Annotated in this window: 6 protein-coding genes and 2 pseudogenes; 2 read left to right on the top strand and 6 right to left on the bottom strand. The window is 41.7% G+C overall.

All coding sequences use genetic code 11. From position 1 onward, the window contains the following. Positions 1–274: 274 nt before the first annotated feature. A pseudogene (locus tag ACE01R_RS16050) lies at positions 275–355 on the bottom strand (BrnA antitoxin family protein); the annotation flags it as partial. 209 nt (positions 356–564) lie between these two features. Here ACE01R_RS16050 and ACE01R_RS16045 point away from each other — a divergent pair. Continuing rightward, complete coding sequence (locus ACE01R_RS16045) at positions 565–822, top strand: hypothetical protein (protein WP_395552512.1); 258 nt, start codon at positions 565–567, stop codon at positions 820–822. A 39-nt stretch (positions 823–861) separates the two neighbouring features. Next, positions 862–1,449, top strand: a pseudogene (locus tag ACE01R_RS16040) (IS6 family transposase); the annotation flags it as partial. Between the two features lie 510 nt (positions 1,450–1,959). Here the strand turns inward: ACE01R_RS16040 and ACE01R_RS16035 are convergent. From ACE01R_RS16035 to ACE01R_RS16015, 5 genes are all read right to left on the bottom strand, one after another. Beyond that, positions 1,960–3,660, bottom strand: coding sequence for an NAD-dependent malic enzyme (locus tag ACE01R_RS16035; protein ID WP_395552511.1), 1,701 nt, complete (start codon positions 3,658–3,660; stop codon positions 1,960–1,962). A gap of 250 nt (positions 3,661–3,910) precedes the next feature. After that, entirely contained in the window at positions 3,911–4,411 is a 501-nt protein-coding gene (locus tag ACE01R_RS16030; RefSeq protein ID WP_067723696.1) for a Dps family protein, read from the bottom strand. 43 nt (positions 4,412–4,454) lie between these two features. Further along, positions 4,455–4,904 carry a universal stress protein gene (locus tag ACE01R_RS16025; RefSeq protein WP_395552510.1) on the bottom strand — a complete coding sequence of 150 codons (450 nt, stop codon included), beginning with the start codon at positions 4,902–4,904 and terminating at the stop codon, positions 4,455–4,457. A gap of 165 nt (positions 4,905–5,069) precedes the next feature. Next, entirely contained in the window at positions 5,070–8,522 is a 3,453-nt protein-coding gene (locus tag ACE01R_RS16020; protein WP_395552509.1) for an MASE3 domain-containing protein, read from the bottom strand. Between the two features lie 206 nt (positions 8,523–8,728). Continuing rightward, a complete protein-coding gene (locus ACE01R_RS16015; protein WP_395552508.1) occupies positions 8,729–10,207 on the bottom strand; it encodes a diguanylate cyclase in 1,479 nt (492 codons plus the stop codon). Positions 10,208–10,382 lie beyond the last annotated feature (175 nt).

Genomic DNA, 10,382 nt, shown 5'->3' with positions numbered 1-10,382 from the left:
TTCATCATTCTATTATGGTCAGCCTCAGGGTGAAGTGTATCTAATCAACAGAGTTTTCGGTCTCTAAGCACTTTTTAAAGGGAACATCATCGACTCAAATCTCTATTTGCAACAGTGCCATTTTATTCTTATATAAATCATTTGCTTAATGTGTATTGAAAAACTCAATCCTCATGGTTTGGATTTTTTACTGACTTGTTTTTCTATTCAATAGCCATGTTTAGTTGGGAACATAATAAGCATATAAAAAACATAGGCTAACCTCTGTTTTTTATTAATGATTTTTTAATTCTTTTAGCATAGCATCCCGCAAAATTTCATTCATGCATGTTTGATAGCCTTTTCCTTGGGCTTTACAATGAAAGTATTTACGTTATATCTATGAACCAATTCATTGTAGCTTTTTAAAAATCTGAAAAGCCTTGCTCTATCAGCAATCAGCAGTTCTTTAAGCGCACTAATGCACGAATTTTAGACATTTACTTGTTAATACTGGTTCTGCTAGGATTGGATTTATAATAATTAAAGTGTTCAAAAAATCTAATAAAATTAATGGATATATTTATGAATAAACGGACTGCTTTAGAAATTACCAAAAAGTTACGATCTATTTATGCTCATCAAGTCAGAGTAGCAGAGCTATTCTTAAAAATAGGCGAAGTCTCTAATCTTACCCCTCTAATCCTCATAGGAAATAAAACAGTTTTTTCTTTTAAAGAAACTGGGAAATCTCTCACTAAAGTTAAAAAGGAAATTTCTGCTGTCAGAAGTACGTCGCAAGCAGATGCAGTGTTGGCAGAGATCATTTCCGAGCTGGTATAGATTTTAGCGGAATGAGTTTTCTAAGGTGGAAAAGGTTATGTAAAATTTGAGTACACTACTATTTATCGTTAGGTTAAACATTATGCTCCTGAAATAGAAAAACGCTTGCGCTGGTATTGGCGTAATCCTACAGATCTGAGGTCATGGCATATTGATGAAACTTATGTAAAAGTGAATGGACGATGGTCTTATCTGTATCGTGCAGTCGATCAACGTGGCTATACCATTGATCTTTACCTTTCTTCTAGACGTAATACCAAATCAGCATATGGTTTTCTTGGAAAAATTTTAAATAATGTGAAGAAGTGGCAAATTCCACAGGTGATCAATACGGATAAAGCATCCACATATGGAGGTGATTTGTCACGGCTAAAACAGGAAGGAAAATGTCCACCAGACTTTGAGCACAGGCAGGTTAAGTACAAAAATAACGTGATCGAATGTGATCATGGCAAGCTAAAGAGGATCATCAGGGCCACCTCAGGATTCAAATCTATGAAGACGGCTTATGCCACAATTAAAGGTATTGACGTCATGCGTGCACTGCATAAAGGACAAGCTTCGTCATTTTATTATGGTCAGCCTCAAGGTGAGGTGTGTCTAATAAACAGGGTTTTCGGTCTCTAAGCTTTTTTGAAGGGAGGATGATTGATTCAGATTCCTATTTGCAACAGTGCCCTCTATAAATGATTAGATAAATAACTGAACCAGCATGATGCTGATCCAGAGGCTCTATGCCATAGAAGCAGAATTAAGGAAAAAGACCGATGCTACAGCGGAGAATACCGGCAGCAGCTTAGTCAACGCAGTCGCTCTCAAAAGATGCCAAGCAGATGTGCACAGAAAACAGTAATCAAAGAACGAAATCTGAATCCTGTGCTTGACTCTTGTAGTTAAAAACAGGACATTTTAATTGGTGAATAACAAAAGAATATTCACATTCGATTATCTAATTAAAAACTTTATCTTTAAATTCATTGATATATATTAAAAATAATCATATTTCTTCTATGCAAAAATAGATGAAATTTGTCTAAGAAAGTTATGGCTGTCCAATGTATTAAAAAACCGAGCTACTTACATAACTCGGTTAACTCTCTGATATTCACTCAGCGACTAAAACGACTTTCATGAAAATTAGAATGTGACACGTTTATACTCACGGTAGTTCGGCTTCCAGAAATTCGCTTCGATGGCTTGAGTTAACAACTCATCAGAGATGAGCGGTGCAACCCCCGCTTCCATTGCTGCTTTGGCCACTTTAAATGCAATAATCTTAGATACCTGCTGAATTTCATTCAAATCAGGGAGTAGATCGGCTTCTGGATTCTGCAACATGGGTGAGCATGCTGCCAAGGTATTACTCGATGCGATCAGCATACTGTCGGTTACCCGAGTTGCACCCGAGGCAATCACCCCCAAACCAATGCCAGGAAAAATATAAGAGTTATTACATTGCGAGATGTTATAAATCTTACCTTGATAATTAACGGGTGCAAATGGGCTTCCAGTCGCGATGAGTGCCCTGCCTTCAGTCCATTGCAAAATATCTGCTGGCACAGCTTCAACTTGTGATGTCGGATTCGACAAGGGCAAAACAATGGGACGTTCGCAATTGGCTGCCAGCGTCTTGATGATCTCTTCAGTAAATAAACCTGCTTGACCCGACACACCGATTAACACCGTTGGTTTGGCATTTTGTACTACATCGAGCAAGGAAATAACTTCTTGCGCATTGCCCCAGTGCTCGACATTATCTGGTTTTTGCGCGAGCTTACGTTGAAAATCAAGCAAATTTGGCTGATTTTCAGTGATCAAACCAAAACGGTCAACCATATAAATACGAGCACGTGCCTGCGCATCGGTTAAGCCTTCAGTCACCATTTGCGCCACGATTTGTTCAGCAATACCGCAGCCTGCTGAGCCCGCACCCAAGAAGGCAATTGTCTGATTTTTCAGTTGTTTACCTGCAGCATGCGAAGCAGCAATCAGACTTCCCACGGACACCGCAGCCGTACCTTGAATATCATCATTAAAACAACAAATTTGATCACGATATTTATTTAATAAAGGCATGGCATTTTTTTGGGCAAAATCTTCAAATTGAATCAAAGCTTTTGGCCAACGGCGCTGAATGGCTGCAATCACATGGTCGACAAATTCATAATATTCATCTCCACTAATGCGTGGCTGATTCCAGCCCATATAAATAGGATCGTTCAGCAATTGCGGATTATTGGTACCGACATCTAAAGTAATCGGTAAGGTATAGGCAGGACTTATGCCGCCACACGCAGTGTATAAAGACAATTTTCCAATGGGGATGCCCATCCCCCCAATCCCTTGATCACCCAAACCTAAAATGCGTTCACCGTCAGTAATCACAATGACTTTGACGTTTTTTTTATTCACATTTTGTAGAATATCATCAATATGAACTCGATCCGGGTAAGAGATAAAAATTCCGCGATGGCGACGATAAATATCGGAAAAGCGCTGACAAGCTTCACCTACTGTGGGTGTATAAATAATCGGCATCATTTCAGTTAAATGATGCTCAATTAAGTGATAGAACAAAGTTTCATTGGTATCTTGAATATTGCGCAGGTAAATGTGCTTATTGATCGCATCATTAAAAGCACAATATTGTTGATAGGAACGCTGGCTCTGCTCCTCTATGCTTTCAATGACATGAGGAATGAGGCCGTGCAAATTGAAGTGACTACGCTCTTGTTCAGTAAATGCAGAACCTTTGTTTAACAAGGGAAGTTCTAAAAGAGTATTACCGGCATAAGGAATATATAAAGGGTGCTTTTGAGTCAAATTCTCAGTTGTCATTTCCAATCTCATTTTGACGTATTGTCGATGGGATGCAGAAGAATTCAATTCCATCTGACTAAAGTCTAGCTTAGCTCTATTGGGTGACAATTTGATATTTATAAGCTTGATAGCAATCTACAAGTGATTTTATCGGTGAATAAAAATAGCGAATAAGCAAAATTTAATTGGCAAAGCAAAATCACTTTTCTTAAATCAAGAATGATCAGTCTGCCAATTTATATAAAATTGGCAGACTGATTCTAGATTGCTACTCTTCTAGAAGACTTCTTAACATCCAGGCTGTTTTTTCATGAACTTCAAGTCTTTGTGTGATCAGATCAGCTGTTGGCTGGTCATTAACTTCATCCACGATGGAAAAGAGACTTCGAGCAGTTCGCGCAACAGTTTCATGTGCATTAACCAGCAGGCTGACCATTTCCTCGGCTTTAGGAACACCTTCTACTTCTTTAATTGCAGTTAATTTTACAAATTGTTTATAGGTTCCGGGAGCAGGAAAGCCTAAAGCACGAATTCGCTCAGCAATGATATCCAAGGCATTCCATTGCTCCGTATATTGAGTCATAAACATGTTATGTAAGCTATTGAATTGTGGCCCAGTCACGTTCCAATGAAAGTTATGGGTCATCAAATACAAGGTATAGCTATCCGCTAGCAGTTTGGATAAACCTTCAACAATTTTGGCACGATCACTATGAGAGATACCAATATCAATTTTCATTGTTTTAGATTCTTTTTTAGAACTCGCCATTTTTTAAACTCCTTATATTTTAATTATATATGTTATATAGACATTAAGATTTTATGACCATTACTGGCAATTCCGTGGAGCAAAGTACAGCTGTGGCGACACTTCCGAGTAGCCATTTTTTAAAACCTTTACGACCATGCGATCCCATCACAATGAGATCAGTTTTAAGCTGTTTGGTAGTTTCAACAATACTTTCTTCAGGCAGCACGCTTTTTAGGACTTTTGTTTCTACTTGAACGCCCGCCGCATATGCAATTTCGCTTGCTTGTTTTAATACCGCTTCTGCATTTGCATAGGCTTGGATAAAGTGTTCTTTCATTGGAGCAGACACATAATAGTAATAGAAATCTGCATCTGTAAATGGATCTTCTGAAACCAGACTGATTAAGGTCAACCTGCTATTGAAGACCCGAGCAATTTCGACCGCATGTTTTACCGCTGAGAAAGAAATTTTTGAACCATCGACGGGTACTAAAATATGCTGGTATGACATCGGTGAAACTCCAAATATTAGCCTTCTATTGAGTTATAAATAACATAAGGTTACTAGAGCTTCAATTTAAAGCATTAAAAAATATAGAACTCTATCCTGACGGTTACTCAACTTGAAAAAAGTGAATAGCTTTTTGGATGCTATTCACCTGATCATCAAGCCTGTTTAACTTGGCAGGACATATCCCTTTTCCTTAATTAAACGTACTGCTGCATCACAAACTTCCGCATCATAAATTGTTCCACGTCCGCGTAAAATTTCTGAAAGTGCAACGTCTATGCCCAAAGCAGCACGATATGGGCGATGCGAAGCCATTGACTCAATCACATCAGCCACAGCCAGAATACGTGCCTCCGGATGAATCTCATCTCCTTTCAATCCATTAGGATAACCGGAACCATCCATCCGCTCATGATGCTGGCCAATGATTTCAGCAATTGGAATATTGAAAGGAATATCCTTGAGAATGTCATAGCCGGCCTGTACATGCCCTTTCATCATTTCCATTTCCAGATAGGTAAGACGTGAAGGTTTGGTCAGAATCTCGGAAGGGATAGCAATTTTGCCAATATCATGTACCAGTCCAATTTCTTCCATCTGTAGACAGCGTTTTTCATCCCAGTCCATCTCTTTGGCAATCGCACTGGAAATCAGTCCAACACGGCGTTCATGCCCAGCAGTATAAGGATCACGTAACTCTACCATGGTGGATACAGCCTGCAAGGTGCCGTACATGATGGTTTCCATGTGTTCCAACTGATACGCAATCTGATCCTGTGCCTGCTTTTGCTCAGTAATATCTTGTGCCATCACAATCGCGGCAGGCAAACCGTCATCCCAAATGATGCGACGAGTATGCAGGGAAAATTCACGGATCTGGCCATTTTGATGTCGGAATGGAACTGTATAGGGCGTGCCCGAGTGTTCAGCAGTCTGGAACTTCTCCGCCTGGTGAATCGCAGCAAGAGTGTCTATTGTTGCATCAGTAAACTCCAGGATATTATGTCCCATGAGCTCTGCGGCAGACCTACCCAACATATCAGCATAACTTGGGTTGACGTATAAATACTGATTGTCGCGCAGTACATACATTCCGACCACGGTTTGTTCCACCATGCCACGGAAACGCTGCTCGCTGTCTCGTAATGCCTGTTCAGTTTTCCGGATGGCTGTAAGATCGGCCCAAGCCAGAATCACATCATTGCCGACAATCGCCAGCGTGCGCTGTGCAATACGGTGACTACCGTCTTTTGCCACCAGGGTAATTTCAGGAAATTGCACTTGTTTGCCATTTTTCGCCAGCTGCAATGCCTCTTCCCAGTTCTGTTGCATAAACTGTCTTTGTTCTGCATTAGGCGCCACTTTTTTTAGCCAGGCTTCCCGATTTTGAAAATCTTCCAGGCTATATCCCAGCCATTTTTCGTAGGCTAAATTAACTGCAAGTATACGTCCATCCTGAATGGAAATAATATTCATCGGTACGGGAGACTGCAAAAACACCTGCTGGAAACGTTGCTCCATCTGCTGCGAGTAAGTTTCAGCAGTTTTGAGGTGTTGCTCCGCTGAAAAATGCTCCAGCGCAGAAGAAATATCCCTTGAGAGATTTTGCAGCAGCTGAATTTGCTCCTCATCAAATTCCACTTGCCCCGTGGTATACAGCCCCACCAGCCCCCAGAAATTCCCCTCAAACAACAATGGGGTCAATGCAGCCTGACGCACCTTTTCCTGTTTTAAGTACTGTCTCCACACCCGGTATTCTGGAGAAACATTCTCATCAGCATCATTGACCAATGTATAGCTATAGACATCCACCTCTGGGCTGGTATTTTTCACATGATTCAATGGAGGATTCTGATCCTGCTGCAAGACCGTCTGCAAAGTCGGCAAAATATTGGCACTAATATTATGATGGAACTGGATCACCAGCGGACTGTCAGCCTGATCATCTGCCTTCAATGCAATCACAATTTTGGCAAAACTACCCAGCTTCAGTAGCACCTGCTGCAACTCCGTCAGCAAATCCTGCTGATTCTGGCTATGTGCAATGACCCGGTTGGTTTCACTGAGCAGCTGATAAAGATAGGTCAACCGTGCTACACGCCCCTGGGACTGTAGCCGGGTATACACATCGGTGATCTGACTGGTGATATGATCGATTAAACTCTGTTCTTCATCCAGAAAAACAGGGGCATCCGCTGCCGGATCATACCAGACGCTTAAGGTTCCGAATTGCTGGGTGTCATTGGCAAAGACCGATTGCAGACAAGGCGTCTGAGCAGGAGGTGCTGTGCCAAAAAGGCCCCAGTCACTGTTAATCTGCAAATGAACCCGCTCCGGCGAAGAAAAGCCGGAAGGAATCGTCTGCATCACTTTGGGCAACAGCTCGGTCATGCCAGTATGCGTATGGTTGCAGAGCTGATTAATCTGGTTCAGACAACGCACTTCTTTCACACGCTTCTGTACATCCTGTAGCAGAATCTGACGTTCTGTAATATCGTGCACCACCATGACCCAGACCGGTTTTTCACCCAGCCGTTCCGCAAAAGGCGCCACATGACACTCGACTGTTCTGTGATGCGGCAGAGTCAGCTGGATTAAAAATTCTTGAGGTGCCTGCTGCAGTCGCGAGCAAACCGGACAATCAGCGGCCAGCACGCGAGGATCATGCACCAGTTCATGCACAGAACGTCCGGTCAATTGTGCCGCAGGGATGCCATGCAGCTGCGCTGCTGCCAAGTTAACCTGCTGAATGGTTTGGCTGGAACTGACAATATAGGTCGGATCCGGAATGGTGTCATAGGTACTGGCGGCCTTGGACAGCATGCTAAAAGGCTCTTTAATCGTCGACTCGACCAGCGCCATATAAATAAACCAGTATGAATAGACTTTCAGAATATGCCCCAGCAGATTGGCATCGGCATATACGGACACATATTGGGTAAGGGTAAATTCAGAGGCCATCATGGTCAGCATGGAAAGACTGACACCAAACGCCAGTTGTGCTGATAAATATTCGCGACGCTGCCACACCAGTACCAGCGCAATTGCCAGAACCGCAATAATCAGATATTCACTGTAAATTTTAAAAGAAGTCAGGCCCTGCCCATCAATAAAGGCCGTGGGGAAGAAACCCAGCATCACTGCGCTGACAATCCCGACACTGAGCAGACCAAAAAACAGGTTCAACGGGACAGGCTTGATCGCCCGTGTCAGCATAAACGGCGCGGCGAGCATGGCAAAGGCCTGCAATAACCGGGCGCCAATCCATAATTGGGTCGCCTGATTGGCACTGTCCACCGGAAGAATTTGCATGCCTTTATAGAGCAGGGTGTGGAATAAATCAATAAATCCACACCAGCCAATCGCGATGGCAATGAAAACCACAAAATAATTTTTAGTAAAATGCCGTGACACCACAGTCACAATCAGAGCCGTGAGCGCGATAATGATTGAAATCAGTTCCGCCACGGTATGGGTAAACAGGAAACCAAAACTTTGATTGGTCCACCAGATCAGCAAGGCAAAAATCGTCGGAGGAATCAGCATCATATAAGGAGAAATAAACGACTTGAGGTCGAATACATCCGGTGAAAATAAGTCACGAGATGATTTAGGCATAAAATTCCTTGATGAGATTCGCAAATGGTCTTAGGTAATAAAGTCGTTCAAAGTTTTGTGTTAGCTAAAAATTTACATGATAATTATATCATTAGGCCTATGAGAATAATCCATGTCTAAATAGACCAAACCTGTTTAAAGCAAATAGGCTATAAGGTGTATTTAAGTTTCTCACTGTGAAGTTTTAATCAGTTGATGCCTAGAATCTAGCGCGTACAGTTACGCCCCTCATGCTTGGCTTGATACAGCTTTTGATCCGCCATTCTCAATACTTCCTCGATATCCTCAGAACTATGAGGCCAGTAAGCGATCCCAATTGAAATGGTCACCCTTCCCATATCTTCCATCTCTGTAAGTTCAACCGCTTTTCGTAGCCGTTCCGCGGCCTGAAAAGTAATTTCCGGATCTGAAGTAGCCATTAAAATAATAAATTCCTCACCCCCTGAACGGCAGCAGATATCATTGTCTCGGAAATGATATTGCATCACCTTAGCCAGCCTTTGTAAGACAATATCGCCTTTGTCATGACCATAGGTATCGTTCACCTTTTTAAAGAAGTCGATATCCACTGCTAACACAGCAAACTCGGTACGCATACGCACAAATTCTTCAATAAACAGGTTCATCCCACGGCGATTGTACAAACCGGTCAGCGGATCGCTATTCACGGACTGATTCAGCTCATCAATTTTTTCATTAAAATTCTGACAGCTCAGCATCAAGGAATTTTTGAATTGATCGACTTCAAAATACAAAGGATCAATTTTGTTAATTTTTTCCTGAATATCCGCCCTGTTCAACATACTGGCCATTTTCGCCAAATGATTTAAAGGCAGTGCAATAAAGCCAGATAAACGCCAGACCACAAAGAAAATGAATAGATAGAATAGAGTAATTCCGATGGACACTTTAATGATGATACTGTTGGCCTGAGCAAATAACTCATCAATGGGCTGCTGCGATACCACAATCCAGTTCACGCTAGGAATATGTGAGAAACCGACCAGACTGTCTATGCCTTTAGCGTTCATCAGACGGAAAGCTCCATCCTGTTGATCAAGCATAGTTGTTAATCCGTCACTGGTTTGGACTTTATGACCAATTTGTTGAATATCAGCATGAAAAATAATCCGTTTTTGGTCATCCATGACATATGTATAATTTTTCTTATAGCCATATTTGGATGCCAGCATTTCACTGACCAGATTTTTACTCTGCAGGTAGATCGTACCGGCGATAAAGCCTTGATATTGTCCTCGCTCATCAAAGATCGGCTCGGAAACAATCACAATCAGTCTTTTGGTTGACGACCAGTACGGAGAAGAAATATAAGTTTGCTTGCGTTTGAGCGACTCGGTGATGCCATGGGTTTTATGGATCTGTTTAGAATCAATCTTTAAGGTCGTCGGGAAAAATGAAATGATACGCCCTTCCCGATCAGCCAGAAAAACACTGTTGAAATGTCCTGACTGGCTTTTCAGTCTTGTCGCTTCACCGTTTCTCAGGCTTGCATTGGAAAAGTTTTTGCCCAACAGATGCGCACTAAATCTTAAATTTTTTAAGATTTCTTCAAACTGATAGTTGGTATTCACAGCAATCTTGGAAGAATATTCGGCATTCAAGGCCAAGGAATTATCGATTAGGCGCTCTTTAACCGTATAGTTCACAAAGAATAAAGAAAACACAAAAAGACAGGTCACGCTTAAGATCGTCAGGAGTAATATTAAGCTGCGCAAATTTAAATGAAGCGCTAGTAAAACCTGTCTCAATAGGTCAATCCTAAGTGATTATTTATGATACTTATATCACAAAATAGCTAAAAATGATGGCTTATTCCATGAACATTGGCGTCAATAAAAT

This window comes from Acinetobacter sp. BSP-28 (assembly GCF_044130285.1).
Classification (GTDB): domain Bacteria; phylum Pseudomonadota; class Gammaproteobacteria; order Pseudomonadales; family Moraxellaceae; genus Acinetobacter.
This window is presented reverse-complemented; position numbering and strand designations above follow the sequence as displayed.

Bases quoted from the DNA above. Each gene is read 5' to 3' on its own strand.
- ACE01R_RS16045 (WP_395552512.1), top strand. From the start codon at position 565: ATGAATAAACGGACTGCTTTAGAAATTACCAAAAAGTTACGATCTATT.
- ACE01R_RS16035 (WP_395552511.1), bottom strand. From the start codon at position 3,660: ATGACAACTGAGAATTTGACTCAAAAGCACCCTTTATATATTCCTTAT.
- ACE01R_RS16030 (WP_067723696.1), bottom strand. From the start codon at position 4,411: ATGGCGAGTTCTAAAAAAGAATCTAAAACAATGAAAATTGATATTGGT.
- ACE01R_RS16025 (WP_395552510.1), bottom strand. From the start codon at position 4,904: ATGTCATACCAGCATATTTTAGTACCCGTCGATGGTTCAAAAATTTCT.
- ACE01R_RS16020 (WP_395552509.1), bottom strand. From the start codon at position 8,522: ATGCCTAAATCATCTCGTGACTTATTTTCACCGGATGTATTCGACCTC.